Below are 25,320 nucleotides of genomic sequence, written 5' to 3'. Positions count from 1 at the left end.
TCATTATACCAAGAATAAAATAACTTAGCAATAAAAAAGAAAGGACGGTTTAAGCTATATCCTGCTTATTCCCGTCCCTTCATTTTTAAAACATCAGGCATATCGTTTTCTTTTGGAAGACGGTGCAATCTGCAGCTCCCCGCGGTACTTCGCAATAGCGCGCCGGGAGATCGCAATACCGTGTTCTTCCTTTATGAGCTCGGCTATCTTCTGGTCGGACAGCGGCCGGATTTTATTTTCCTTCTCCACCATTTTATTCATTATTTCTTTAATGACATTGGTGGACGTCTGCTCTCCTTCTGCATTGTTCATTCCTGCAGAAAAGAAATGTTTTAGTTCAAACAATCCATGCGGCGTCTGCACGTATTTGTTTGTAGTCGTCCGTGATACGGTCGATTCATGCACTTCCGCCTCTTCAGCAATCTCTCTGAGCGTCAGCGGTTTCATGCCGGACGGACCGTTCTCAAAAAACGGTTCCTGAAAGCGGAGAATAGCTTCGGTGATTTTGCGGAGCGACGTCTGCCGCTGGTCAATGCTTTTTAACAGCCAGACAAGCTGCTTGTACTTTTTGCGGGCATATTCTCCCGCCTCTCCCTTTTCCCCGCTTTCAAGCAGGTGCCGGTATTGTTTGTTGAGTCTTATTTTCGGCAGGCTTTCGTTGTTGAGCACTACAGTAAAAGCTCCATGTTTCTTTTCTACATACACATCCGGCGTAATCGCTGCGGATTCACTTTTTCCAATGCAGGCGCAGGGATGCGGGGTCAACTGCTGAATCGCGTCGTAAATGCCCTGCACGTCCTCTACGGAAATATGCAGCGCCTTTGCGATCTGCTTCCATCTTCTTGCTGCCAGGTCTTCGAGGTGATGTTCCACCACTTCAATCACAAGCAGATCAGATGCATGATTTCTTTTTAACTGCAGAAGCAGGCATTCCTGGAGATTTCTTGCTCCAACACCTGCAGGCTCCAGCTTTTGCAGCATTTGGATACCCTGCTCATATTCTTCTTCTGTAATGCTGTAGAAACGGCCCGCTTCTTCCCAGCTTCCCTGCAGGTAGCCGTTTGTATCCACATTGTCGGCCAGATACAACAGCAGCTCCCTGTTCTGGTCTGCTGTATCCATAAAGCGGATCTGGCTGTATAAATGGTCAGCCAGCCCTTCTTCGTAGGCCAGGATTCTATCCAGGTAGGATTCGTTCCTTCCCTCATAGGCTTCATATCCGTCTCCATAATCATCCGTCCACATCACTGGACTGTCGTATATAGGTGTTTCCTTTTCTTCCAGAACTGGTTCTTCTGTTTCTATAAGAGGATTCTCGAGAGCCTGCTCCGATATGTAATCAGAAAGCTCTTGAGTTGAGAGCTGAAGCAATGAAATGGCCTGGCGAAGTTCCTGCGTCATCACGAGGTTCATCGTCTGTTTTTGAAACAATCCCATTTCTAAATTCATATAAAATGACCCCTCTTTCTTGTAAGCGCTTTCTACCGTTTATTATATCATAGGTGAAATGATCGTCTATATGTAATTAGGCCTTCATACTAAGTGTAGCAAACGTACATGAAGCCAAACTATCCTGTGGCATATAATCTTCCATAGTTTTAAGAGGCAGAAAATAGGTTATACTCTCTATTAGGCACTCTGCACTGCTTATTCTTTTATTTTCGCTTTTGAAGATTGAAAGGTTCTCTTTACTCTTGTTATAGTAAGAGAAGCGAATTGGCTCTGGAAAATAAAAAGATAAAAAATAAGCGCTTTTTATTTGACCAACATTGACCATTCGAGTATGATATAACTATTCTCAACAATACAGGAAGCCCAGCTGTTTCCTGTTATGGAGTCAGTATTTACACATTTTATATAATAGGAGGAAATAAGACATGAACTTAATTCCAACAGTAATTGAACAAACAAGCCGCGGGGAAAGAGCATATGATATTTATTCCCGCCTTTTAAAAGACCGCATCATTATGCTCGGTTCTGGAATTGACGATAACGTGTCCAACTCCATCGTAGCCCAGCTGCTGTTTTTGGCAGCAGAAGATCCGGAAAAGGATATTTCTATTTACATTAACAGCCCAGGCGGCTCTATCACTGCAGGTATGGCTATTTACGATACGATGCAGTATATCCAGCCTAAAGTTTCTACTATCTGCGTTGGTATGGCAGCTTCTATGGGAGCATTTCTTCTTGCAGCCGGTGAGCCGGGCAAGCGTTTTGCTCTTCCAAACAGTGAAGTAATGATTCACCAGCCGCTCGGCGGCACACAGGGTCAGGCTTCTGATATCGAAATTCACGCCCGCCGCATTATTCAAATGCGCGAGAAGCTGAACCAGATATTAGCAGATCGTTCCGGTCAGCCGCTTGAAGTCATTCAGCGCGACACAGACCGTGATAACTTCATGACAGCACAAGAAGCAAAAGAATACGGCCTGATTGACACCGTTTACGAAAAATAATCCAAAAAACCCTCTCTCCAGCTTATGGAGAGAGGGTTTTTTTAGATTTTTGGTGAAACCGTTTCATTAGCTCATCTATATGTGCCGCCGTTTCTTTAAGAAAGACTGCTTAGAAATACAAAGAATGAACCAGGCATGGCCTGCAGCAAACGTCGCCTATACAAGCTTTTGTATAAAATATACACGTTTTTGCTTTTTTTCCCTTAAAAAACCCTCTCCTTTTTTGAGGAGAGAGCTCTTTATTCTTTCTTTACATAGTCCACCAGTGCCTTCATGGCTTCTGCTTCATCGTTGCCATTGATCATTATCTTTATAGAGGCGCCGTTTCGAACGGCAAGACTCATAATCCCCATGATGCTTTTGGCGTTAACGACCTTTCCATCCTTTTCAATGGAAATATCCGAATGAAATCGGTTGGCTTCCTGTACAAACAAAGCCGCCGGCCTTGCCTGAAGACCTGTTTTCAACTGAACCTCTACGTTCTCTTCTACCATGTCTATCTCCTCCAGCTGCCAGTTATGCCTTCTATTATACTATGAAACCGTTTCCCCGTTTCGGATTTTTTCAGCTAATTCATCAATTTTTCGAAGCCTGTGGTTCACACCTGATTTGCTGACCGGTCCGCCTGAGGCCATTTCGCCCAGTTCTTTCAGCGTAACATCCTGGTGCTCCACTCTCAGCTCTGCAATTTCCCTGATTTTATGCGGAAGGTTTTCAAGGCCGATTTCCCGTTGAATCAGACGGATATTTTCCACCTGACGAAGAGCCGCTCCTACTGTTTTATTGAGGTTGGCTGTTTCGCAGTTCACCAAACGGTTCACGGAGTTGCGCATATCTTTCATAATCCGGACGTCCTCAAAATACAGGAGGGCCTGATGGGCACCGATAACACTGAGAAATTCGGTTATTTTCTCGCTTTCTTTCACGTATAGAATATAGCCTTTTTTCCGCTCCAGGCTTTTGGAAGGAATGTGAAACTCTTTAAAAAGCTGACGGAGGGAATAATTGTGCTCCTCGTAATTTGAGAATATTTCCAGGTGATACGAAGACGTATCCGGATGATTGATCGATCCTCCGGCCAGAAAAGCCCCGCGCAGGTAAGCCCGTTTGCAGCAGGATTTCTTGATCATATCCGGAGATATAGACCGGACAAACCGGTAGTTTTCTTCCATAATATGAAGATCCGCCAGAAACTGCTGGGTGTTTTCTTTGATCCGTACAATATAAACGTTATTTTTCTTTAAGCGCATTTTCTTTCGAACGAGTACTTCGAGCTGCATATCGTTGAATCCTTTTTTGATCAACGTATAAATGCGCCTGGCAATCGCCGCATTTTCCGTAGAAACGTCAAGCGTCAGCAGGCCGTTTCCAAATGTCATCGTTCCATTCATCCGAATAAGCGCAGCAAGTTCTGCCTTCACACAGCAATCTCTTAGTTCCAGCTGTGTTAATTCTTTTTTAGTCATTGCTGCAAATGACGACATAGGCTTTTCACCGCCTCTTTCTACTTCGCCTACAGCTCCATAAGAAGAGATTGAGCGACTTTGACTGCATTATGGCGCAGAACCATCCCGTCGTAACGGATGAATTCGTCTTCTACCACACGGCAGCCGAAGGCCCTCATTTTTTCTTCATCATACGGAACCGGATAGGCGTCCTCTTTTTGATATTTTTCAATGAGCTCATCTGGAATCACTCCATTGTTCACCAGGACTGTTTCAATGAACTGCTCATGGGTATGATTAAAAATAGCCTGTACGTGATCTGATGCGGAGAAGTTATCTGTTTCTCCTTTTTGCGTCATCACGTTGCAGATATATACTTTTCTTGCTTTGGAATCCTGAATTGCTTCAATAATACCCGGTACTAAAAGATTCGGCAAAATACTAGTGTATAAGCTTCCCGGTCCCAGCACAATTAAATCGGCTTCTTCGATTGCCTTTATGCTTTCTGGAAGCGCTTTAATTCCTTCCGGACGCAGAAAGACGTGACGGATCTGCTTCTCAGCCCGTGGAATGGTTGATTCTCCCTCCACCGTTGTTCCATCCATCATTTTTGCATGAAGCACAACGCTCTGGTTTGAGGAAGGCAGTACTTTTCCGCGTACATTTAATACGGTGCTTAACTCGCTGATTCCTTTGGCAAAATCACCTGTAATGGAAGTCATGCCTGCAAGCAGCAGGTTGCCGAGAGAATGCCCGACCAGTCCTTCACCGGTTGTAAACCGATGCTGAAAGAGCTGCTCAATCATAGGCTCCACCTCTGCCAGGGCGACAAGGACATTTCGCACGTCCCCGGGCGGAGGAATGTTCATTTCTTTCCGCAGACGGCCGGAGCTTCCTCCGTCATCTGCCACGGTAACAATGGCTGTGATATCGACCGGAAAGGTTTTCAATCCCCTCAGTAATACAGACAGACCTGTCCCTCCGCCTAAGACGACAATGTTAGACCGTTTCATACAAGCAGGCCTTTTGCTTTTTCAATATCACGGTGCGTCGTAGACAAAGCATACGAGGAAGAAAAGTGCGCAGAAAGGTATTCAGCCAATGTAACAGACCGGTGTTTTCCGCCGGTGCATCCAATCGCAATAATGAGCTGGCTTTTTCCTTCTTTCTTGTACTGAGGCAGCATATAGTCAAGAAGATCAATTAATTTTGTTAAAAATTCCTGTGTTTCCGACCATTTCAGAACGTAGGAAGACACTTCCTCCTGCAGGCCGGTTTTCGGCTGCAGCAGTTCTACGTAATGAGGGTTTGGCAGAAATCTTACATCAAACACAAGATCAGCGTCGATCGGAAGACCGTATTTAAACCCAAAAGACATCATATTAACAGAAAATACATCTTTCGCCGTCCCGGAAATGTACTGAATAATTCGTTCCCGCAGCTGTTTGGGCTTCATTTCACTCGTATCAATCACCTGAGCCGATCGGCCTTTGAGCTCCGCGAGCATATTCCGCTCCTGCTGAATCCCTTCTAGCGGGGCTTCTTCTGCAGCAAGAGGATGGGAGCGTCTTGTTTCTTTATAGCGCTGCACGAGGACATTATCTTTTGCATCCAGATAGAGAATATGAAGATTCAGATTCTGCTTGGCAGACAAATGATCCACTGTTTCAAATAAATGTTCAAAAAACTCTCTGCCGCGCAGGTCAATAACGAGCGCAATTTTCTTTACTTTTCCTTCTGAGGATTCCACCAGTTCGATAAAGGTTGGAATAATAGCAGGAGGAAGATTATCGACACAGTAATAGCCTAAATCCTCAAAGCTTTGCACAGCTACCGTCTTTCCCGCACCTGACATTCCCGTAATGATAACTACATCTAAATCATTTTCACGGTTTCCCACGGCATCTTCATCCTCTCTCATTTCCAGATTCATTCAGTTCTCCCCCATGTAACTGGTAAGAGATAAGTTCATTATCCGGTGTAAAATAAAATGTTCCGTACATCACGCCTTTTCCAAAAAGCGTATGCTGCAGAATATGATAATCACCGGGATTCATATCCAATTCGCTCACACTGCTTTTATCGATCCACTCCAGCAGGCCTTCCGGTGAATATTCCCAGGCGGTTCCTTCCCATTCCGATGCTTCAAAAGCAAACAGCATCCACTCCGAAATGGTTTTCCCCTGGTCTTTAATCACCATCGTATAAATCCCTCGTATGTTTGGATTTTTCACTAATATATTTGTTTCTTCTTTTATTTCCCTGACCGTGGAAGTCTGAACGGATTCCTCCGGTTCCATTTTCCCTCCGGGAGCGACCCACCACAAACGGCTGGGCTTTTGAAGCATAAGTATCTTTCCATTATCATCATGAATAACACAATTTGTTATCCGCTGCATGCTCATCACCTCACATTGCCTATTCTTAAGTATACTATTCCTTTTCTTTTCCCACAAATAGAAAATCACCATTTCTAAAGAGAGAACGGGTCCCAATTCCGACTGCTTTATTGTAAAAAAAAGCACAGGCTCAGCGGCCTGTGCTTAAAAATAAAATAAGGGGGTGGTGTTATTCATGCAATACCCTCTATTTATTGCATCTCTATTACAGTAAGGTTAAAATATTTTTACATTATCTTCCTTATTATGCCTGGACGGCGTTTTTCAGTTCTTCTACATACTTTTGAGCCGTCTGGGCAGCAAGAGAGCCGTCTCCTGTGGCCGTGACGATCTGGCGCAGGGTTTTTTCACGAAGATCGCCAGCTGCAAAAATACCGGGAATCTTCGTTTCCATTTCTTCGTTGGTTACAATATAGCCTTCTTCGTTCGTAATGCCGAGATTTTTTACGGCATTGTTAAGCGGCAGCATGCCGACATAGACGAATACACCTTCCGTCGGGAAATCATAGTCCTCGCCCGATTTCAGGTCCGTCAGCGTCACGCTTGATACTTTATTATTTTCTCCGTTGATTTCTTTTACAACGTGGCTCCATTTAAAGTCAATCTTATCGTTAACAAAAGCACGCTGCTGAAGAATTTTCTGGGCGCGCAGTTCATCGCGGCGGTGGATAACCGTTACTTTATCGGCAAAACGGGTAAGGTACACCGCTTCTTCGACAGCCGAATCTCCTCCGCCTACTACGACAATTTCTTTTTTACGGAAAAACGCTCCGTCACAGACGGCACAGTAGGATACGCCGCGCCCGCCGAGTTCTTTTTCACCGGGAACGCCCAGGTTTTTGTACTCAGCGCCCGTTGTTACAATAACTGCTCTTGCTTTATATTCTTTATTTCCCGCAATAACGGTTTTATATTCTTTTCCTTCAATAATTTCTTTTACATCGCCGTACGCATATTCTGCGCCGAACTTCTTTGCATGTTCAAACATTTTATTGGACAGGTCGGGACCAAGAATATGCTCAAAGCCGGGATAGTTTTCGACGTCTTCGGTGTTGGCCATCTGTCCGCCGGGGATCCCGCGCTCCAGCATAAGTGTGTCAAGCTCTGCACGAGAAGTATACACTGCTGCTGTCATTCCCGCCGGGCCTGCCCCGGCAATAATTACATCATAAATTCTTTCTTCACTCACGCGTAAGTCCTCCTTTTGGTTGGTTCCTTTTTTATTGTTTGCTCGTTGTTATCGGAATGTTGTATCGTTCTGTTTCATCGTATGAGTTTTTCCAACCGGCGTCCACTAATCTGCTTACAGCTTGTAATGCTCTTTTACTGCAGACTGAACGGTTTCCCGGGAAAGACTGTCTCCACGCCAATGTGCCAACAGGGCGGCGGCCGTCTGGTTGTCTTTGTTTACGCTCTGCTTCCACTGCTTTTCAGCCTGAACTGCTCTTCCGGACTGATACGCCGATGCTCCGAAAAGTAAATGGAACCCTTCCTGGGTCGGCGCATGCCGTTTGATGTAGCGTTCAAAAAGCAGGCGGGATTCTTCGTAATACCCGAGCCGGCATAACGTAGAAGCCGAGTAAAAAAGGTGCGATTTATCAAGCGGAATAATGTTCTGCAGCAGTTCTGCTGTCTGTTTTGCTTCGGTTTCCCTGCCCATTTCCGCATAAAGTACGGCGAGCTGGCACAGTGCCGGCAGGTACATATGCTCCTGAACAATATCTTTTACAAGCGCCAGCGCTTCTTCGGTCCGGTCCTGCTCGTGCAGGAGCCGGGCAAGCTGGCATTTTGCCGGCAGATAGGCCGGGTAGTCGGCAATAATTTCTTCCAGAAGCTCATCTGCTTCCGCATACTGCTTTGTTTTCATTAAACGTTCCGACTTTTCGTATTTCATAATCAGCTCTTCTTCCTGCTGATTGTTTTCTTCTTCTTCGTCTTCGAGCAGTAGATCCAGCAGATCCTGGGCGTCTTTGGAAAAATCGCCCTCCGGCTGCATCGCCAGATAGGCTTCTGCCATTTCTTTCGCTTTATCAAATAAACCAAGGTACACATAATTATTGGCTAAAAAGAAATAGCATTCGCTCAGGCTGCTGTCCAGGTCTTCCAGCACGTGCCAGAGCAGGCGGTTGGACTCTTCGTACTCGCCGGTGTCTGAATAGACGACGGCCAGCTGGCATTGAAACACCCCCTGGGATGGATCCATTTCAATCGCTTTTTTCAAATATTTGACCGCGCGATCCAGCTCTCGCTTTTGAAAAGCGTGGATGCCGCGTTTAAAGTAATGTTCTTCGTTTTGCAGAAACGGCAGTACTCTGCCGGTTTTTTCTGTTAATGACTTCATTCACTCTCTCCCTCCAATTGGGGTCCCGATTGCAATAAGAGTAGTATATCATTTATTCAAACGATAAGAAAAGTGCTATTATCGGGAATCGCCCGTAAAAAAGCCCGCTGCTTTTCGGCAGCGGGCGCAGAATCTTATTTTTTATGACGTTGGCCCAATACGTCCAGGACGTCATCAAGCGGAAGCTTCTGCTCTCTTAACAGCACAAGCAGATGATAAAGAAGATCGGCGGTTTCCCACTTTAACTCTTCCGAATCGCGGTTTTTGGAAGCAATAATAACTTCGCTTGCCTCTTCTCCGACTTTTTTCAAAATTTTATCCACCCCTTCGGTGAATAAATACGTCGTATACGCCCCTTCCGGCATTTCCGCTTCGCGCTCGGCTATAATCTGCTCGAGCTCATTAATGATCGCAAAACGGTCCGGCTGCTTCTCCGGTACCTGTTCCCCGAGAAGAGAAGAGGTAAAGCAGCTGTAGGAGCCGGTATGGCAGGCAGGACCTGCCGGGTGAACGAGAACAACCAGAGAATCGGCATCGCAGTCATAGCGGATGTCTTCGACTTTCTGAATGTTGCCCGACGTTTCTCCCTTGTGCCACAGTTCCTGGCGGGAACGGCTGTAAAACCAGGTTTCTTTCGTTTCGATGGTTTTCTGCAGAGACTCTTCATTCATGTAGGCGAGCGTCAGAACTTCTTTGCTCACGGCATCCTGGACGATCGCTGGTATATAGCCTTTTTCATCAAAGGTCAGGTTGTTGCTGTTCATCGTACCCGGACCCCTTTCTCTCGTAAGTATGTTTTTACTTCTTCAATGGACGTTTCTTTGTAATGAAAAATCGAAGCGGCAAGCGCGGCATCCGCGTTTCCTTCTTCAAATGCTCCTACAAAGTGTTCGCTCAATCCGGCGCCGCCGGACGCAATAACCGGGACGTTTACGACTTCATTGACCGTTTGGAGAAGCTTAATATCAAAACCGGTTTTGGCTCCGTCCTGATCCATGCTCGTTAAGAGAATTTCCCCGGCTCCGCGGCGGACGGCTTCTTTTACCCAGTCCTGAATTTCCCAGTCTGTCGGTGTTCTCCCGCCATGCGTATACACACGCCAGGAACCGAGCGCTTCTTCGTATTTGGCATCCACGGCGAGCACGATGCACTGCGATCCAAAATGATCCGCGCCTTCGTTGATCAGCTCTGGACGATCGACTGCGGCAGTATTGACTGACACTTTATCCGCTCCGGCCCGTAGAATTGCGCGCATGTCCTCGAGGGTATGAATGCCCCCGCCGACCGTGAACGGAATTGCGAGCGCCCCTGCGACTTCCTCCACTACTTCCACCATCGTTTTACGTCCTTCATGCGATGCGGAAATATCAAGGAAAACAAGCTCATCCGCTCCCTGGGCGTCATATATCTCCGCCAGTTCGACGGGGTCACCGGCATCGCGGAGGTCTACGAATTGAATGCCTTTTACTACTCTTCCTTCTTTTACATCCAGACACGGAATAATACGTTTGGTCAGCATGAGCCCTCCACCTTTCTTAAAGCATCTTTCATCGTAAACCGGCCTGTGTAGACAGCTTTGCCAATAATAGCCCCGCTGATTCCTTTATCTTTGTACGAAGCGAGCTTCTGCAGATCTTCAATACTGCTGACACCGCCGGAGGCAATCACTTCCCGGCCGGTTTCGCGGGCAAGCTCGGCTATGGCGTCCACGTTCGGACCGGATAGCATACCGTCTTTTGCAATGTCCGTGAAAATAAACGTTTTCGCTCCGTGGGCGGCCATTTCTTTCCCAACGTTAACCGCCGTCATTTCAGACGTTTCGAGCCAGCCGTTCACCGCTACATAGCCGTCTTTTGCGTCAAGGCCAATCGCAATTTTTTCTCCGTATTCGGCAAGCATTTCTTTGGCAAAGTCCGGGTGGCTGATGGCTACACTTCCGAGAATAACCCGGTCGACTCCACGGTCAAGGTAGTAGGCTACATCTTCTTTTGTACGAATACCGCCGCCGATCTGCACACGCATGCTCAGCTTCACTGCCTGGAGCACATGCTCATGATTGATCCGCTTTTTGGCCTTTGCGCCATCGAGGTCCACCATGTGCAGCCACGAGGCACCGGACTGCTCAAACGTGCGCGCCATATCTACCGGCGATTCGCCGTAAATCGTTTCCTGATCGTAATCGCCCTGTACAAGGCGTACACATTTGCCGTCTCTCATATCGATAGCCGGATATAATACAAAATCACTCATACGTGTTCCGCCCCTTTGCTACGTCGGTCACGAAGTTTTTAAGAATGCTCATGCCGACTGTACTGCTTTTTTCCGGATGAAACTGCGTGCCGATAATGCGCCCGCGTCCGACGATAGCCGGCACGTCGCCTGCGTAATCACAAACAGCGATCAGGACGTCCTCATCTTTTGTCTCAATAACATAGGAGTGCACGAAATACACATGGCCTTCTTCCACATTCCGGAGCACGTCGTGATCGGGCAGTCGGAATTCGAGCTTATTCCATCCCATGTGGGGAATCTTTAAAGCTGGATCCATGTCTTTCCGCTTGGAAAAATGGCGTGCATAGCCGGGAAGAAAGGCAAGGCCTGCAGTATCGCCGTTTTCTTCGCTGCCGTCAAACAGCAGCTGCATGCCAAGGCAGATGCCGAGCAGCGGATTGCCGTCAGCCGCCCATTTTTTAATAAAGTCTTCCTGGTTTTTTTCTTTCAGCAGCGTCATCGCATCTTTGAACGAACCGACACCTGGAAGGATCAGACCTTCTGCTTTGTTCAGCTCTTCGGGGTCTTCGGAAATAAAGTAAGGCTGGTCCAGGCGTTCAAGCGCCTTGCTTACGCTGTGAAGATTACCCATTCCATAATCGATAATACCAATCATGCACGTCCACTCCTTGTCTATTTCTATCAATCAGGCTCTATTGTTTATTACAGCATTCCTTTTGTAGAAGGTACACCTTTCACGCGTTCATCCAGCTGGGTCGCTTCATCGAGCGCCCGTGCCAATGCTTTAAAGACAGCCTCTATCATATGATGCGTATTAAATCCGTAATGCACAATTACATGAAGGTTCATTCTGGATTCCAGGGCGAACTTCCAGAGAAATTCATGGACAAGCTCCACGTCGAACGTTCCTACCTTCTGAGCCGGAAATTCTCCGCGGAATTCCAGATGCGGCCGGTTGCTCAGGTCAACAACAACCTGCGCCATCGCTTCATCCATCGGTACAAAGGCATTGCCGTAGCGGCGGATGCCTTTTTTATCGCCGAGCGCGTCTTTCAGTACGTGGCCGAGACAGATCCCGATATCTTCTGTCGTATGGTGGTCATCTACGTCGGTGTCGCCTTTTGCATCCACGGTCAGGTCAAACTGGCCGTGCTTTGTAAACAGATCCAGCATATGTGTCATGAAAGGAACGCCGGTTTCGATCCGGCTCGTTCCTGTTCCGTCCACCTGAAAATCGAGTGTGATATTCGTTTCATTTGTTTTTCGTGTAATCGATGCTTTCCGTTCCGTCATTCGACTTTCTCCCCCTTTTTACGTATATCCACAGCCCGGGCGTGCGCTTCCAGGCCTTCCATGCGTGCAATAGCGGTAACGTCTTCAGCATCTCTGAAAAAGGCCTGCTCGCTGTAGGAAATAACGCTTGATTTTTTCACAAAATCATCCACGCTGAGCGGACTCGAAAAACGGGCGGTGCCGTTTGTCGGCAGTACATGGTTCGGCCCTGCAAAATAGTCGCCAAGCGGCTCCGGGCTGTAAGGCCCGAGAAAAATAGCTCCTGCGTGACGGATTTTCCCCATGATTTCATATGGAAAAGCGGTGATAATTTCCAGGTGCTCCGGGGCAATATCATTTACTGCCTGCACGGCTTCCTCCATCGAATCAGCCACATAAATCGCACCGTGGTCTTTAATCGAAACCTGGGCGATGTCTTTTTTAGGAAGGTCTTTAAGCTGTTCTTCAATTTCTGCTTTCGTTCGTTCGGCAAGTTCCCGTGATGTTGTCACGAGAACGGAGGAGGCCATCTGATCGTGTTCAGCCTGGGAGAGCATATCGGCTGCGACAAGCTCGGCGCGGGCTGTTTCGTCAGCGAGTACAACAATCTCACTCGGTCCGGCGATCATATCGATATCGACCCATCCATACACGGCGCGTTTGGCAAGCGCTACGTACACATTGCCGGGACCGACAATTTTATCCACGGCTTCCACACTCTCGGTGCCAAAGGCAAGCGCGGCTACAGCCTGGGCGCCTCCAGCTTTCAGGATTGTTTCTACGCCAAGCTCTGCTGCCACGACAAGAACGGTTGGAGAAACTGCCCCCTCTTCGTTCGGCGGAGTGGCCATCACAATACGCCTTACCCCTGCCGTCTGGGCCGGGATTACATTCATCATCACCGTCGATGGGTAGGCCGCTTTTCCGCCCGGTACATACACGCCGGCAGAATCAAACGGCGTGACCTTCTGTCCAAGCACCGTTCCGTCGTCTTTTGTGACAAACCAGGACTGCTGCACCTGGCGCTGATGGAAGTCACGGATGTTGACGATAGCGCGGCGCAGCGATGCCAGATGCTCCGGATCAAAGGCTTCATACGCCTGCTCCATCTCTTCTTTTGTAACAAAAAGCTCGTCTATTTCAACATTGTCAAAGATTTCGGTCAGTTCGCGGAGCGCTTTATCTCCCTCTTCACGAACGCGTGTAATAATCGCGTCTACCGCTTCACGCTGCTTTTCGTTTCCGGTTTCCACATCTCTCTTTAACTGAGGCTTTCCGGCTATTTCCTGAATCTGCATATTACTCCTCCTCTACCACTTTCGCGAGCCGTTCCACTACTTCATCAATTTGTTTGTCTTTAATTCGATAGCTGACCGGGTTAACGATCAGTCTGGATGTAATCGGTACAATCGTTTCCAGTTCCACAAGGCCGTTTTCTTTCAACGTCTGCCCGGTGGAGACAATATCTACAATCCGGTCGGCGAGCCCAATCATCGGAGCCAGCTCAATCGAACCGTTTAGTTTAATAATTTCCACCTGTTCGCCCTGTTTTTTGAAGTACTGTGCTGCCAGGTGCGGGTATTTGGACGCGACTTTTGGGTTGATATCTGTTTTCTGATAGCCGGGAAGGGATGCGACGGCCATATAGCAGGCACTGATATGAAGATCAAGCACTTCGTATACGTCGCGCTCTTCTTCAATCATCGTGTCTTTCCCTGCTACGCCGAGGTCTGCGACACCGTGCTCTACATAAGTGGGCACGTCCATCGGCTTGGCCAGAATAAAACGCATATTCGCTTCCGGCGCGTCTATAATTAGTTTACGGGAGTCGTCAAACTCCGGCGGAATGGGAAAGCCCGCTTCTCTTAACAGATCGACTGCTTCTTCAAAGATACGCCCTTTCGGCATTGCTATCGTTAAAAAATCACTCATGCGTACCGGCCTCTTTCTTTTTTCCAATGTAATAATACAGATCCGCGTAAGCTTCACTCAGCTGGTCCACGCTTTCTACCCCCTGCAGGTCCTGAAGCACGACACGCTCTCCGTTTTTTCTGCGCTTTACTGCTTCTGCGATTGCTTCTGCGCGGCGCTCTTTGCTGAACACGATACACGACGGCTCCGGAAATTTCTCAGAAGGCTGAAGCGCCTCTGCGAGAAGGTCCAGGCGAATACCAAACCCTGTTGCCTGGGCCGGACGGTCAAACTTCTCCAGGAGTTCATCGTAGCGCCCGCCGCTTGATAATGGTACGCCAAGATTGCTGCCATATCCTTCAAACACGATGCCCGTATAGTAGCTCATGTGCATGACCAGATTAAGGTCCAGCGTAACTAATTCGCTCACGCCGTAGGCTCTCAGCACGTCAAACAGCTGGCGGAGGTCTTCAATGGCTTTTTTTGCCTGCGGGTGACTGCTTAAGGCGGATGCTTCTTCGAGCACGGACTCTCCCCCGCGCAGCTTAAGGAGGCTGAGCAGCCTGTTTTTATCAATTGTCGATAATGGAAGCTGCTTTACGTGCCAGCGGTAGCCTACGTAATTTTTTTCATATAAAAAGCGGCGCAGCTCATCTGCTCGCTCATCGTTTCCAAGCACATCCACGAGCAGTGCGTTCACAAATCCAATGTGGCCTGCTGCAATGCGGAAATCTTTCAGTCCGGTTCCTTCCAGTGCGGCTGCCATCAGGGCAATCACTTCACCGTCGGCGCTCGTCGTGCCGTCACCGATCAGCTCGACGCCGACCTGTTCAAATTCTGCAGGACGGCCGCCTTCCCGCTGCTGGGCACGGAATAAATTAGTATGGTAGGAAAGGCGGAGTGGAAACGCCTGATCCTGCAGGCTTGAAGCTGCCACTCTTGCGATTGGTGCTGTCATATCCGGACGAAGCACAAGCGTATCGCCCTGCTGATCGAGCAGTTTAAACAGCTGCTGATCAAGAATTGCTGAAGCATTTCCGACGGTTTCATAGTATTCGAGCGTCGGCGTTTCGATGGTTAAGTATCCCCATTTTTCCATTTCTTCTGCAATCGAACGGCGGATTGCATCTTTCGCCTGAAAATATCCAGGCAGCCTGTCTCTCATTCCTACGGGCTTTTCAAACATAAAAGGCTGGCTCATTTATGGTAACTCTCCTTTAATTGCTCATCTATTTGCTTTAGTTCGCTAATGTACTACTAAGGTAAAGAATATATTTTGTAGTTTACACACAATTCAGGGAGGGGTCAATAGAAAACCACCTGGAAAGAAAAAAGCTTCTTTTTTGGCAAAAGAAGCTTCTGGCTGTCCGCAAAACAGCGGGTGTGGATCTTTTTTTATAAGCCGGAGTGTCCGGCTTTATGGCTTCTTTATTTCGACCATCGGATTTCCTCCGACAAACGCACCAGCCGGTACATCTTTATACACAAGCGTTGCAGCTGATACGACCGCTCCGTCCCCGATCGTGACACCGGGAAGTATCGTCGTATTGGCCCCTATCATTACATTGCTTCCAATAATCACGTCACCGAGCCGGTATTCATCAATTAAATATTCATGGGTGAGGATCGTCGTGTTGTAGCCGATAATCGTATTTTTCCCGATTGTAATTTTTTCCGGAAACATCACATCCACCATAACCATCAGGGCAAATGCGGTCTGCTCCCCGACTCTCATCCCGAGAAAGGTCCGGTACAGCCAGTTTTTCATTGAAAGAAACGGCGTGTACCGGGCCATCTGGATGACGATAAAATTTTTCATTACTTTCCAGAACGACACCGTTTTGTATACCTGCCACAGAGCGTTCGACGAAGTAACAGGGTAACGGTCCGTGCGTCGCATTAGATATGCACTCCATCATAAAGCCGTAACAGTTCGCGCATATCCTGAAGCATATGGTCCGGCTCAAACATCTGCAGCCATTCTTCTCCCTTAATTGTCCAGGAGACACCAGCCGTTTTCACGCCGGCATTCTGTCCGGATAGAATGTCATACTGGCTGTCGCCTACCATAATCGTTTCTTCCGGTACGGAACCGAGAATCGCCATCGCGAGCTGAACCGGTTCCGGATGAGGCTTGGCGTTCTCGACGTCTTCAATAGCCACCATCGTTGAGAAATAGGAAAGCAGCCCCATTTTTTCAGCGCCTCGAAGCGCCGCTTCCCGTCTTTTAGTTGTCACAATGCCCAGCTTGAAGCCTTTTTCATGAAGGGAGTGAATCGCTTCTTTCACTCCTGCATATTCTTCAATTAATGCATCATGATGTTCCATATTGTGCGTTTGATACGTCTTTACCAGCTCCGGTGCACGGGCGGCATCTATATCTTCGAAATTCTCCAGGAGCGGCGTGCCGATCATTCCGATGATGTCGTCACGGCTGTAGGCCCCCGGATAATAGTGATTCAGCGTGTATTCAAAAGAGGAAATAATCAGCGGGTTCGTATTAATTAACGTACCGTCCAAATCGAACAGCATAGTATTAACGGCCATGGTCAGCCTCCTTATTTTTTCTTTTGTTTTTTCGACGGACTCTTTGCGGCCGGCTTTTCTTTTTCCAGGCCGCCGCCGTCATCATCCAGATAGTGCGCGGTTACGTTCATTTTCCAACGGCGGTACCACATGAGAATAAATGCAGCTGCAATAAGCACGATGGAAATTACCTGAGCGGTGCGCAGGACCTCGCCGATCATTAGGCTGTCTGTGCGCATTCCTTCTATAAAGAAGCGTCCGGCCGAATACCAGATCACATAAGAAAGGAACAATTCCCCGCGGCGCAGGTTGAAACGGCGGAGCCAGATCAGTACTGCAAACCCGGCCAGGTTCCATAAGGATTCATATAAAAAGGTCGGATGATAATAAATACCATCTATAAACATCTGGTTTACGATAAAGTCGGGAAGAAACAGGCCTTCCAGAAACTCCCGCGTTACCGGGCCTCCGTGGGCCTCCTGATTCATAAAGTTACCCCAGCGCCCGATGGCCTGACCAAGTATTATACTTGGTGCTGTAATATCAGCCAGCTTCCAAAATGATATCTTCCGGACGCGGGCAAAAACAACGGCTGTGATTACGGAGCCGATTAACGCCCCGTGAATGGCGAGTCCGCCTTCCCAGACGGCTAAAATGCTGCCGGGATTCTGCGAATAATAATCCCAGCTGAATAGTACGTAATACAATCTCGCGGAAATAATCGCGATCGGCACTGCAAAGATAAGCAGGTCCGCAATAATATCATCAGGCAGGCCTCTTTTTTTCGCTTCCCGGTTGGCAATAATATAACCGAGCACAGCGCCGAGTCCTATAATAATCCCATACCAGTAAACCGTCAGCGACCCAATTTCAATGGCCGTCCGGTCGATGGGCTGTATTGAAAATAACAATGCTTGTCACCTCTTCTTAGAAATCTTCTTTGTCGCCTTCTTCAATCACACCGGTCAGGCGGTCCGAAAACTCCTGCGCGGTGTTTATTCCCATTCGTTTCAACCTGAAATTCATCGCTGCCACCTCTACGATAACGGCGAGGTTTCTTCCCGGTCTGACCGGAATAGTCAGCCTTGGTATTTCGGAATCAATAATTTTCACCGTTACTTCTTCGATGCCCAGCCGGTCATAGGCTTTTTTATCATCCCAGAGCTCCAGGTTAATCGTAAGCGCGATCCGTTTAAACGGACGCACCGCTCCGGCACCGAACAGAGTCATAACGTCAATAATGCCGAGGCCGCGGATTTCCAGCAGATGCTGAATTAAATCAGGCGCGCGTCCGACGAGCGTGTTGCCCTGCTCCTGGCGGATTTCCACGGAATCATCTGCGACGAGACGATGGCCGCGGCGCACGAGATCCAGGGCTGTTTCGCTTTTACCAACGCCGCTTGCTCCGGTCAGAAGCACGCCAATGCCGTAAATGTCCATCAGGACGCCGTGCATTGCTGTTGACTTGGCCAGCTTTGTCTCCAAAAACGTGGTGATTTGACTGCTCAGCCTTGTCGTCGTGACGTCTGCCCGCATCAGGGGCACGCCGACTTTATTGGCGTTGTTGATTAATTCATCCGGTGCGGTCAGATCCCGGGAAATAATAATGCCCGGCGTATCATATGTACACAGCTTTTCCATGCGTTCCTGCTTTTCTTCCTCATTGAGCTGCTGGTAAAAAGAAAGCTCCGTTCTTCCGAGAAGCTGCAGCCGTTTTGCAGGGTAATACGTAAAATAACCGGCCATCTCAATCCCCGGCCGGGAAATATCACTTGTTGTAATTGCACGATACACGCCTTCATTTCCGGCAAGCACCTCAAAATCAAAATGCTCGACCAGGTCCTTTGCTGTCACCTTCGCCATGCTATTCCCTCCACTCGTTCTTGCCCATCCGGGCGCTGTCACTTTTTTCATTGTAGCATGATTTGGAGGCAAAGGATAACGTTGCCTGCCTATGAAAAACAGGATGCCGAAAGACGGCATCCTGTCAGGTATAGAGGGATATCAGCGGCGGCTTCCTTTGCTTAAAGGATCCGCAATGAAATTGGAAAGTACCATGTTCAGCAGGGCTATGATGACAGAAGCGAGCAGGGCCATGCCGAATCCGGAAATTTCAAAAGCGCTGCCCATTAATGCGGCTGTAAGCATAAGCATGAGCGCATTAATAACGAATATAAACAAACCGAATGTAACAACGGTAAATGGCAGCGTCAGCAGCACGAGAAGCGGACGGATGAAAAAGTTAACAACCGTCAGAATAATACCCGCCATCAGCGCTGCGCCGAAACCTTCAAGGTGGAATCCATTAAAGATACCCGCTACTGCCATAAGCGTCAGCGTATTAACGAGAAAAGGCGTTAAACAGCCCAGCATCAGCTCGGGCTTCCTTCTTTAGGCAGCACGAACGCTAATACGATATAAATAATAAGAATAGGAAACCCTGACGTGAGCAGGGAAAGAATGACGGTGCTGACCCGCACGAGGGTCGTATTAACGTTTAAATAATCCGCCAGTCCCCCACATATTCCTGCAAGCATTTTATCGGTTTCGGAACGATACAATTTTTTCATCATACATCTCCTTGTCTGCGGGTTATACCTTTGGCTTCACTGTAATGGAGCCCGTCTTCGTCAACGCCTCCAGCCTTAGTGTAGGAGAAGCAGTTGGACGCGACATAAACCGCACTGATTTTTGGACAAACTCTTTTTGTTCTTCCAGTATTTCCACTTCGGCTAGATCATTGTGATACGTCCCTGTCATTGTTTCCAGATGGCCGTCCGTACGGGCTGAAGGTTCCAGCTCCAGATCAATATTGCCTGTTTTGGCCTGAATGACTGCTTTCGCATCTTCATTGTAGGAAAGAATACCGGTAACAGAACCGTTGAACACTTCCACTTCGAGATCTTTAACTTCTGCGCGGCAGATAACAGAACCGTTCCAGGTTTTCAGCGTAGCAAGATCCACACTGCCTCCCTGAAGGGTAATCGGACCGTTGCCCGTTTCCACAAACATACGGGAGGCCTGAACGTCCCGGAAGAAAAGGGAACCGTTTGAAGCCTTGGCGGAGAAGCGGTCTGTATCGATAGATTCCCCTTTTAAATGGCCGTTAAACGTGTGCCATTTAATAGACTCGTACCGCTTGGATGGAACATACACAACCGCATCCACTTTTATGGATTTGGATTTCGTGCGGAACAGCAGGCGGCCGTCTTCCGAACCAAATTCGGCATCGTTTAGAAAGCGGCTGGAAGCCTGTTCTTCCGACTCCTCCTGATACACTTTCACACGGCAGTCGATTTTAATACCGGGCATGTCCCATGTTTTCCATTCAAACGAACCATTTTCAAGAGCAAACTCGATGTTTTTATCACTTAGATGCTGCAGCTCAAACGTATGGCTTACTTCTGTATAAGGACCAAAGTTAAAATCAAGGTCCATTTCCCTTACTTTTTTAACGGCTGTATCTACAAAGGAACTTGCCTGGTCCGACCATTCCTGGAACATTTTTTTCTCTCTGTCGAATGGCGGCTGACGGTCTCTGCGCTGAAACGCACGTCCGGCCGCCTCGCGGAAAATATTGAATGGATCAGAGCCGGAACCGGCAGAGGAACGCTGGTTAAACCGCGTGGAGCCGTTTTTTCTGCCGGAACGGGAGGAGCTGCCTTTATCAGCGGACAATGCTTCTAAAAGGCGGACCCCTTCTTCTGCTGAAATCTTGCCCTCTTCAATCATGCGTAATATTTGTCTGCGTTCTTCTTCCATGCTGTACCCTTCCTTTCAGGTATCTTTTCATTAATGAAGCTTTACGGCTTGTATTCTTTATTTACGAAAGACCTGCAGGGACGTTTCATCTTAATAAGATGGTACTCAGGAAGAAGTTTCTGCGACCCGGTCCGCCTGGAGACGGCGGGTTTTCATTCGTTCTTCTTCCCGTTCGAGAATCGGTTTTAAATAATAGCCGGTGTAGGATTCCTCTACTTTGGCTATTTTTTCCGGCGTTCCTTTTGCGACGATCATACCGCCGTTGTCTCCGCCTTCCGGGCCGAGGTCCACAATATAATCCACCGTTTTAATAACGTCCAGATTGTGTTCAATAACCAGGACGGTATCGCCGTTGTCTACGAGACGCTGCAGTACTTTCAGCAGGCGGTCGATATCGTCCACGTGCAGCCCGGTAGTCGGTTCGTCAAGAATGTAGAGCGATTTGCCGGTGGATCGTTTATGAAGCTGGGACGCAAGTTTCACACGCTGTGCTTCTCCGCCGGAGAGCGTCGTCGCCTGCTGCCCTAGTTTTATATACCCCAATCCGACGTCATATAACGTTTGGATCTTTCGTTTAATTTTGGGAATGTTTTCAAAGAAGTCCACGGCTTCTTCCACCGTCATCTCCAGCACATCGGCAATGTTTTTTCCTTTGTACTTAATATCAAGCGTTTCCCGGTTGTACCGTCTGCCTTCGCATTCTTCGCAGGACACGTACACGTCGGGGAGGAAATGCATTTCAATTTTGATAATTCCGTCGCCGCGGCAGGCTTCACAACGGCCTCCCTTCACGTTAAAGCTGAAGCGTCCTTTTTTGTAGCCGCGCAGCTTTGCTTCGTTCGTCATCGAAAATACGTCGCGGATATCATCAAACACACCGGTGTACGTGGCCGGATTGGAACGCGGGGTACGGCCGATCGGAGACTGGTCAATATCGATTACTTTTTCCAGCTGGTCGAGTCCTTCCACCGATTTATGGGCACCCGGCTTGTGCTTGCTTTTGTAAAGCTTCTGAGCCACCGATTTGTAGAGGATATCATTAATCAGCGTACTTTTCCCGGAACCGGAAACGCCTGTAATAGCGGTAAACAGCCCCAGCGGAAAGTCAGCATTTACCCGCTTTAGATTGTTTTCGGAGGCGCCTTTAATTTTCAGCCAGCGGTCCTGCGGCTTCCGGCGTTCAGCCGGCAGCGGAATAAATCGTGCACCGGATAAATACTGTCCGGTCAGGGAGTTCTCGTCTGCCATAATTTCTTCCGGCGTGCCTTCCGAAATAATATAACCGCCGTGCATGCCTGCCCCCGGACCGATATCAACGATATGATCAGCGGCAAGCATCGTGTCTTCGTCATGCTCGACAACAATTAACGTATTGCCAAGATCCCTCATGCGCTGCAGGGTGGCAATCAGGCGGTCGTTATCGCGCTGATGAAGGCCGATCGACGGCTCATCGAGTATATAAAGTACACCCATCAAGGAAGAACCGATCTGGGTGGCAAGGCGGATCCGCTGCGCTTCCCCGCCGGAAAGCGTGCCCGCTGCACGGCTCAGCGTCAGGTAATCAAGCCCGACGTTGTTTAAGAAGCCGAGGCGTTCTTCAATTTCGCGGAGAATCATGTTCGCAATTTCTTTTTCTTTGTCTGTTAAATGAAGAGATTCGCCGAAAAATTCCATTGCGTTCTTTATGCTCATATCGGTTACCTGGCCGACGTGGTGATCGTTAATTTTCACCGACAAACTTTCTTTACGGAGGCGGTGGCCTTTGCAGGTCGGGCAGGGCTTGCTCGTCATGTACTGTTCCATCTGCTCCCTGATGTAGTCGGAGCTTGTTTCATGATAACGACGGTTGATGTTTTCCAGCACGCCTTCAAAATAAATTTTGCGCTCTCTTACCCCGCCCCGGTCATTTTCATACCGGAACGTCATTTTTTCCTCTGTGCTTCCGTTTAACAGAATATCCATTTTCTTTTCCGGGATTTTCTTGACCGGGACGTTCATCTTAATGCCAAAGTGGCGGCATACCGATTCAAGCAGCTGTGGATAGTACTGGGAACTGGTCGGTTTCCATGCGGCGATCGCATGCTCATTTAACGTCAGATCCGGATCGGGAATTACCAGTTCTCTGTCCACTTCCAGCTTTGTTCCAAGGCCGTCGCATGACGGGCAGGCACCAAACGGGCTGTTAAAGGAAAACAGGCGCGGCTCCAGCTCGCCGATGGAAAATCCGCATTGCGGGCAGGCATGATGCTGGCTGAACAACAGTTCTTCTTCCCCAACGACATCAATTTTTGCCTGGCCGTCTCCGAGACGAAGGGCCGTTTCGAGCGAGTCCGCAAGCCTTGTTTCCACATCGGCTTTAATAACGACCCGGTCAATGACAGCTTCGATGCTGTGCTTTTTATTTTTTTCCAGTTTAATCTCATCGCTGACTTCACGCATTTCTCCATCCACACGAACACGCACATAACCTTCTTTTTTCAGGTCTTCAAGCACTTTCACATGCTCGCCTTTGCGTCCCGAAATAAGCGGGGAGAGAATCTGCATTTTCGTCCGTTCCGGATAGTCCATCATACGGTCCACCATCTGCTGAACAGTCTGGGAGGCAATTTCAATCCCGTGGTTTGGACAAACCGGACGGCCAATACGGGCAAACAGCAGCCGCAGGTAGTCATAAATTTCCGTAACCGTTCCTACGGTGGAACGGGGGTTTTTGCTTGTTGTTTTCTGGTCAATGGAAATGGCCGGAGAGAGCCCTTCAATAGAGTCCACGTCCGGCTTGTCCATCTGCCCGAGAAACTGGCGGGCATAGGCGGAGAGCGATTCTACGTAACGTCTCTGCCCTTCCGCATATATCGTATCAAAAGCCAGGGAGGATTTCCCTGAGCCCGACAGTCCTGTAAATACAATCAATTTATCTCTTGGGATCGTAATATCCACGTTCTTTAGATTATGGGAGCGTGCGCCTTTTATTTGTAAATTTTCCAGTGCCATTCTATCTATCCTTCCGCTTTTAATTCAAGAACGAGGTCACGAAGCTCGGCGGCCCGTTCAAACTGCAGGTCTCTTGCTGCCTGCTTCATTTCCGCCTCAAGCTCATCTGCATATTTCCGGCGTTCGGTTTTGTTCATTTTCGAAAGCATTGGTACCTGTTCCACTTCTTCCCCATCTTCGGTCACAATAGTCGCCTTAATTAATGCCGGGATGGATTTCTGGATCGTTTTCGGCGTAATGCCGTGCTCTTCGTTATACGCCAGCTGTATTTCGCGGCGCCGGTTCGTTTCGGATATAGCAATATCCATCGATTTCGTAATTCGGTTGGCGTACATGATGACGTGCCCGTTGGCATTTCGTGCAGCCCGTCCCATCGTCTGAATCAATGAACGCTCGGCACGCAGGAATCCTTCTTTATCTGCATCGAGAATGGTAACGAGCGATACTTCCGGAATATCGAGCCCTTCTCTTAATAAGTTAATCCCAACGAGCGCATCAAAGTGCCCCATGCGCAGCTGCCGGACAATATCGATCCGGTCCAGCGTCTTTATATCGGAATGCAGATACTTCACGCGGATCCCGACTTCTTTTAAATAATCGGTCAGGTCTTCCGACATTTTCTTTGTGAGCGTTGTGATCAGGACGCGCTCATTCCTCGCAGCCCGTTCGTTGATTTCACCGATCAGGTCATCAATCTGCCCTTCAATCGGACGGATGTCGATTGTCGGATCAATTAAACCGGTCGGACGGATAATCTGTTCAATCATTTCCGGCGTATGTTCTTCTTCGAACGCTCCAGGAGTCGCAGAGATAAACAGCGCCTGATGAATGCGTTCCTGAAATTCGTCAAACTTGAGCGGACGGTTGTCCATGGCCGACGGCAGACGGAACCCGTGGTTGACGAGCACTTCTTTTCTCGCCCGGTCCCCGTTGTACATGCCCCGCACTTGAGGCAGCGTGACGTGGGACTCATCAACAACGATGAGAAAATCGTCCGGAAAGAAATCAAGCAGGGTATACGGTGAATCTCCCGGGTTGCGGAACGTGAGGTGACGGGAGTAGTTTTCAATTCCGGAACAGAATCCCATTTCCTGCATCATTTCGATATCGTACCTCGTCCGCTGTTCGAGCCGCTGTGCTTCCAGCAGTTTATCTTCGGACCGGAATACGGCCAGCTGCTGCTCGAGCTCTTTTTCTATATTGATAATCGCTTTGTTAAGCTTTTCTTCTCTTGTTACGAAGTGGGAGGCTGGAAAAATCGCGACGTGGCTGCGTTCTCCGTTGATTTCCCCTGTAAGTGCATTCACTTCTGTAATACGGTCAATTTCATCCCCGAAAAATTCCACGCGGATGCACTGTTCATCACGGGACGCCGGGAAAATTTCCACTACATCGCCGCGTACGCGGAACGTTCCGCGTACAAAGTTTATATCGTTGCGGTCGTATTGAATATCGACGAGTCGGCGCAGCAGCTCATTGCGCTCCATTTCCATATCTTTGCGTAGCGACAGCACAAGCTCCCGGTAGTCTTCCGGGGAACCAAGTCCGTAAATGCACGACACACTTGCAACGACGATTACATCCTCACGCTCAAACAGGGAGCTTGTAGCGGAGTGGCGGAGCTTATCAATTTCATCATTAATGCTGGCATCTTTTTCAATAAACATATCGGTCTGCGGAATGTAGGCTTCCGGCTGATAGTAATCATAGTAACTGACAAAATACTCCACCGCGTTGTTCGGAAAGAGTTCTTTGAATTCGCTGTACAGCTGGCCCGCCAGCGTTTTGTTGTGGGCTATAACCAGAGTCGGCTTCTTAATCTCCTGCACGACATTCGACACGGTAAATGTCTTTCCCGTTCCTGTCGCTCCGAGCAGCGTCTGATACTTTTTCCCTTCACGGAGTCCTTCATTTAATGCTTTTATGGCATTCGGCTGATCGCCTTCCGGCTTGTATTCGGATACTAATTCAAATGCTTCGCTCAT

At 48.4% G+C, this 25,320-nt stretch carries 26 protein-coding genes; 1 reads left to right on the top strand and 25 read right to left on the bottom strand.

Features of this window, described 5'->3' with window-relative positions:
- Positions 1-93 precede the first annotated feature (93 nt).
- Positions 94-1,449, bottom strand: coding sequence for an RNA polymerase factor sigma-54 (rpoN, locus tag AC5W14_RS14705; protein WP_496057446.1), 1,356 nt, complete (start codon positions 1,447-1,449; stop codon positions 94-96).
- A 428-nt stretch (positions 1,450-1,877) separates the two neighbouring features.
- On the opposite strand from rpoN, the gene clpP reads away from it, so the two are divergent.
- On the top strand, positions 1,878-2,456 hold the full coding sequence (gene clpP, locus AC5W14_RS14700; protein ID WP_496057447.1) for an ATP-dependent Clp endopeptidase proteolytic subunit ClpP: 579 nt from the start codon (positions 1,878-1,880) through the stop codon (positions 2,454-2,456).
- 239 nt (positions 2,457-2,695) lie between these two features.
- On the opposite strand, the gene AC5W14_RS14695 is transcribed toward clpP, so the two are convergent.
- From AC5W14_RS14695 to uvrB, 24 genes are all read right to left on the bottom strand, one after another.
- Positions 2,696-2,950 (bottom strand): HPr family phosphocarrier protein, encoded by a 255-nt coding sequence (locus AC5W14_RS14695; protein WP_496057449.1) that lies wholly within the window; start codon positions 2,948-2,950, stop codon positions 2,696-2,698.
- A gap of 39 nt (positions 2,951-2,989) precedes the next feature.
- Positions 2,990-3,940: a DNA-binding protein WhiA gene (gene whiA / locus AC5W14_RS14690; RefSeq protein ID WP_496057451.1), complete on the bottom strand. Its 951-nt coding sequence runs from the start codon at positions 3,938-3,940 to the stop codon at positions 2,990-2,992.
- Positions 3,941-3,969: 29 nt separating this feature from the next.
- Entirely contained in the window at positions 3,970-4,914 is a 945-nt protein-coding gene (locus AC5W14_RS14685) for a gluconeogenesis factor YvcK family protein (RefSeq protein ID WP_496057452.1), read from the bottom strand.
- Positions 4,911-5,834, bottom strand: coding sequence for an RNase adapter RapZ (gene rapZ / locus AC5W14_RS14680; protein ID WP_496194905.1), 924 nt, complete (start codon positions 5,832-5,834; stop codon positions 4,911-4,913). The genes AC5W14_RS14685 and rapZ overlap by 4 nt, the downstream gene beginning before the upstream one ends.
- A complete protein-coding gene (locus AC5W14_RS14675; RefSeq protein ID WP_496057454.1) occupies positions 5,809-6,300 on the bottom strand; it encodes an NUDIX domain-containing protein in 492 nt (163 codons plus the stop codon). The genes rapZ and AC5W14_RS14675 overlap by 26 nt, the downstream gene beginning before the upstream one ends.
- Positions 6,301-6,544: 244 nt before the next feature.
- On the bottom strand, positions 6,545-7,489 hold the full coding sequence (trxB, locus tag AC5W14_RS14670; RefSeq protein WP_120191955.1) for a thioredoxin-disulfide reductase: 945 nt from the start codon (positions 7,487-7,489) through the stop codon (positions 6,545-6,547).
- A 114-nt stretch (positions 7,490-7,603) separates the two neighbouring features.
- Complete coding sequence (locus AC5W14_RS14665; protein ID WP_496057455.1) at positions 7,604-8,641, bottom strand: tetratricopeptide repeat protein; 1,038 nt, start codon at positions 8,639-8,641, stop codon at positions 7,604-7,606.
- 134 nt (positions 8,642-8,775) lie between these two features.
- Entirely contained in the window at positions 8,776-9,405 is a 630-nt protein-coding gene (hisIE, locus tag AC5W14_RS14660) for a bifunctional phosphoribosyl-AMP cyclohydrolase/phosphoribosyl-ATP diphosphatase HisIE (RefSeq protein ID WP_496194904.1), read from the bottom strand.
- Positions 9,402-10,160, bottom strand: coding sequence for an imidazole glycerol phosphate synthase subunit HisF (hisF, locus tag AC5W14_RS14655; protein WP_496194903.1), 759 nt, complete (start codon positions 10,158-10,160; stop codon positions 9,402-9,404). Before hisF ends, hisIE begins: the two co-directional genes overlap by 4 nt.
- Positions 10,154-10,891, bottom strand: a complete 738-nt coding sequence (gene hisA, locus AC5W14_RS14650) for a 1-(5-phosphoribosyl)-5-[(5-phosphoribosylamino)methylideneamino]imidazole-4-carboxamide isomerase (protein ID WP_496057458.1) — start codon at positions 10,889-10,891, stop codon at positions 10,154-10,156. The genes hisF and hisA overlap by 7 nt, the downstream gene beginning before the upstream one ends.
- Positions 10,884-11,528, bottom strand: coding sequence for an imidazole glycerol phosphate synthase subunit HisH (gene hisH, locus AC5W14_RS14645; RefSeq protein ID WP_496057459.1), 645 nt, complete (start codon positions 11,526-11,528; stop codon positions 10,884-10,886). The genes hisA and hisH overlap by 8 nt, the downstream gene beginning before the upstream one ends.
- 47 nt (positions 11,529-11,575) lie before the next feature.
- A complete protein-coding gene (hisB, locus tag AC5W14_RS14640; RefSeq protein WP_496057460.1) occupies positions 11,576-12,166 on the bottom strand; it encodes an imidazoleglycerol-phosphate dehydratase HisB in 591 nt (196 codons plus the stop codon).
- Complete coding sequence (gene hisD / locus AC5W14_RS14635; protein WP_496194902.1) at positions 12,163-13,443, bottom strand: histidinol dehydrogenase; 1,281 nt, start codon at positions 13,441-13,443, stop codon at positions 12,163-12,165. Before hisD ends, hisB begins: the two co-directional genes overlap by 4 nt.
- A gap of 1 nt (position 13,444) precedes the next feature.
- On the bottom strand, positions 13,445-14,077 hold the full coding sequence (hisG, locus tag AC5W14_RS14630) for an ATP phosphoribosyltransferase (RefSeq protein ID WP_496057462.1): 633 nt from the start codon (positions 14,075-14,077) through the stop codon (positions 13,445-13,447).
- Positions 14,070-15,257, bottom strand: coding sequence for an ATP phosphoribosyltransferase regulatory subunit (locus AC5W14_RS14625; protein WP_496194901.1), 1,188 nt, complete (start codon positions 15,255-15,257; stop codon positions 14,070-14,072). The genes hisG and AC5W14_RS14625 overlap by 8 nt, the downstream gene beginning before the upstream one ends.
- Positions 15,258-15,473: 216 nt before the next feature.
- Complete coding sequence (locus tag AC5W14_RS14620) at positions 15,474-15,956, bottom strand: acyltransferase (protein WP_496194900.1); 483 nt, start codon at positions 15,954-15,956, stop codon at positions 15,474-15,476.
- Complete coding sequence (ppaX, locus tag AC5W14_RS14615) at positions 15,956-16,603, bottom strand: pyrophosphatase PpaX (protein ID WP_496194899.1); 648 nt, start codon at positions 16,601-16,603, stop codon at positions 15,956-15,958. Before ppaX ends, AC5W14_RS14620 begins: the two co-directional genes overlap by 1 nt.
- 11 nt (positions 16,604-16,614) lie before the next feature.
- Positions 16,615-17,493 carry a prolipoprotein diacylglyceryl transferase gene (gene lgt / locus AC5W14_RS14610; protein ID WP_496194898.1) on the bottom strand — a complete coding sequence of 293 codons (879 nt, stop codon included), beginning with the start codon at positions 17,491-17,493 and terminating at the stop codon, positions 16,615-16,617.
- Between the two features lie 16 nt (positions 17,494-17,509).
- Positions 17,510-18,445, bottom strand: a complete 936-nt coding sequence (gene hprK, locus AC5W14_RS14605; RefSeq protein ID WP_496057467.1) for an HPr(Ser) kinase/phosphatase — start codon at positions 18,443-18,445, stop codon at positions 17,510-17,512.
- Positions 18,446-18,586: 141 nt separating this feature from the next.
- Positions 18,587-18,955: a phage holin family protein gene (locus AC5W14_RS14600; protein WP_496057468.1), complete on the bottom strand. Its 369-nt coding sequence runs from the start codon at positions 18,953-18,955 to the stop codon at positions 18,587-18,589.
- A complete protein-coding gene (locus AC5W14_RS14595; protein ID WP_496194897.1) occupies positions 18,955-19,152 on the bottom strand; it encodes a PspC domain-containing protein in 198 nt (65 codons plus the stop codon). Before AC5W14_RS14595 ends, AC5W14_RS14600 begins: the two co-directional genes overlap by 1 nt.
- A gap of 22 nt (positions 19,153-19,174) precedes the next feature.
- Positions 19,175-20,344, bottom strand: a complete 1,170-nt coding sequence (locus AC5W14_RS14590) for a DUF4097 family beta strand repeat-containing protein (RefSeq protein WP_496057470.1) — start codon at positions 20,342-20,344, stop codon at positions 19,175-19,177.
- A gap of 105 nt (positions 20,345-20,449) precedes the next feature.
- The gene (uvrA, locus tag AC5W14_RS14585; RefSeq protein WP_496194896.1) at positions 20,450-23,335 is read right to left on the bottom strand and encodes an excinuclease ABC subunit UvrA; all 2,886 of its coding nucleotides are present in this window, start codon (positions 23,333-23,335) and stop codon (positions 20,450-20,452) included.
- A 5-nt stretch (positions 23,336-23,340) separates the two neighbouring features.
- The gene (uvrB, locus tag AC5W14_RS14580) at positions 23,341-25,320 is read right to left on the bottom strand and encodes an excinuclease ABC subunit UvrB (protein WP_496194895.1); all 1,980 of its coding nucleotides are present in this window, start codon (positions 25,318-25,320) and stop codon (positions 23,341-23,343) included.

This window comes from Sinobaca sp. TMA16-18, from assembly GCF_059510535.1.
This window is presented reverse-complemented; position numbering and strand designations above follow the sequence as displayed.

Coding starts and splice junctions, on each gene's coding strand:
- rpoN (WP_496057446.1), bottom strand. CDS start 1,449: ATGAATTTAGAAATGGGATTGTTTCAAAAACAGACGATGAACCTCGTG.
- clpP (WP_496057447.1), top strand. CDS start 1,878: ATGAACTTAATTCCAACAGTAATTGAACAAACAAGCCGCGGGGAAAGA.
- AC5W14_RS14695 (WP_496057449.1), bottom strand. CDS start 2,950: ATGGTAGAAGAGAACGTAGAGGTTCAGTTGAAAACAGGTCTTCAGGCA.
- whiA (WP_496057451.1), bottom strand. CDS start 3,940: ATGTCGTCATTTGCAGCAATGACTAAAAAAGAATTAACACAGCTGGAA.
- AC5W14_RS14685 (WP_496057452.1), bottom strand. CDS start 4,914: ATGAAACGGTCTAACATTGTCGTCTTAGGCGGAGGGACAGGTCTGTCT.
- rapZ (WP_496194905.1), bottom strand. CDS start 5,834: ATGAATCTGGAAATGAGAGAGGATGAAGATGCCGTGGGAAACCGTGAA.
- AC5W14_RS14675 (WP_496057454.1), bottom strand. CDS start 6,300: ATGCAGCGGATAACAAATTGTGTTATTCATGATGATAATGGAAAGATA.
- AC5W14_RS14665 (WP_496057455.1), bottom strand. CDS start 8,641: ATGAAGTCATTAACAGAAAAAACCGGCAGAGTACTGCCGTTTCTGCAA.
- hisIE (WP_496194904.1), bottom strand. CDS start 9,405: ATGAACAGCAACAACCTGACCTTTGATGAAAAAGGCTATATACCAGCG.
- hisF (WP_496194903.1), bottom strand. CDS start 10,160: ATGCTGACCAAACGTATTATTCCGTGTCTGGATGTAAAAGAAGGAAGA.
- hisA (WP_496057458.1), bottom strand. CDS start 10,891: ATGAGTGATTTTGTATTATATCCGGCTATCGATATGAGAGACGGCAAA.
- hisH (WP_496057459.1), bottom strand. CDS start 11,528: ATGATTGGTATTATCGATTATGGAATGGGTAATCTTCACAGCGTAAGC.
- hisB (WP_496057460.1), bottom strand. CDS start 12,166: ATGACGGAACGGAAAGCATCGATTACACGAAAAACAAATGAAACGAAT.
- hisD (WP_496194902.1), bottom strand. CDS start 13,443: ATGCAGATTCAGGAAATAGCCGGAAAGCCTCAGTTAAAGAGAGATGTG.
- hisG (WP_496057462.1), bottom strand. CDS start 14,077: ATGAGTGATTTTTTAACGATAGCAATGCCGAAAGGGCGTATCTTTGAA.
- AC5W14_RS14625 (WP_496194901.1), bottom strand. CDS start 15,257: ATGAGCCAGCCTTTTATGTTTGAAAAGCCCGTAGGAATGAGAGACAGG.
- AC5W14_RS14620 (WP_496194900.1), bottom strand. CDS start 15,956: ATGCGACGCACGGACCGTTACCCTGTTACTTCGTCGAACGCTCTGTGG.
- ppaX (WP_496194899.1), bottom strand. CDS start 16,603: ATGGCCGTTAATACTATGCTGTTCGATTTGGACGGTACGTTAATTAAT.
- hprK (WP_496057467.1), bottom strand. CDS start 18,445: ATGGCGAAGGTGACAGCAAAGGACCTGGTCGAGCATTTTGATTTTGAG.
- AC5W14_RS14600 (WP_496057468.1), bottom strand. CDS start 18,955: ATGCTGGGCTGTTTAACGCCTTTTCTCGTTAATACGCTGACGCTTATG.
- AC5W14_RS14595 (WP_496194897.1), bottom strand. CDS start 19,152: ATGAAAAAATTGTATCGTTCCGAAACCGATAAAATGCTTGCAGGAATA.
- AC5W14_RS14590 (WP_496057470.1), bottom strand. CDS start 20,344: ATGGAAGAAGAACGCAGACAAATATTACGCATGATTGAAGAGGGCAAG.
- uvrA (WP_496194896.1), bottom strand. CDS start 23,335: ATGGCACTGGAAAATTTACAAATAAAAGGCGCACGCTCCCATAATCTA.
- uvrB (WP_496194895.1), bottom strand. CDS start 25,320: ATGAGCGAAGCATTTGAATTAGTATCCGAATACAAGCCGGAAGGCGAT.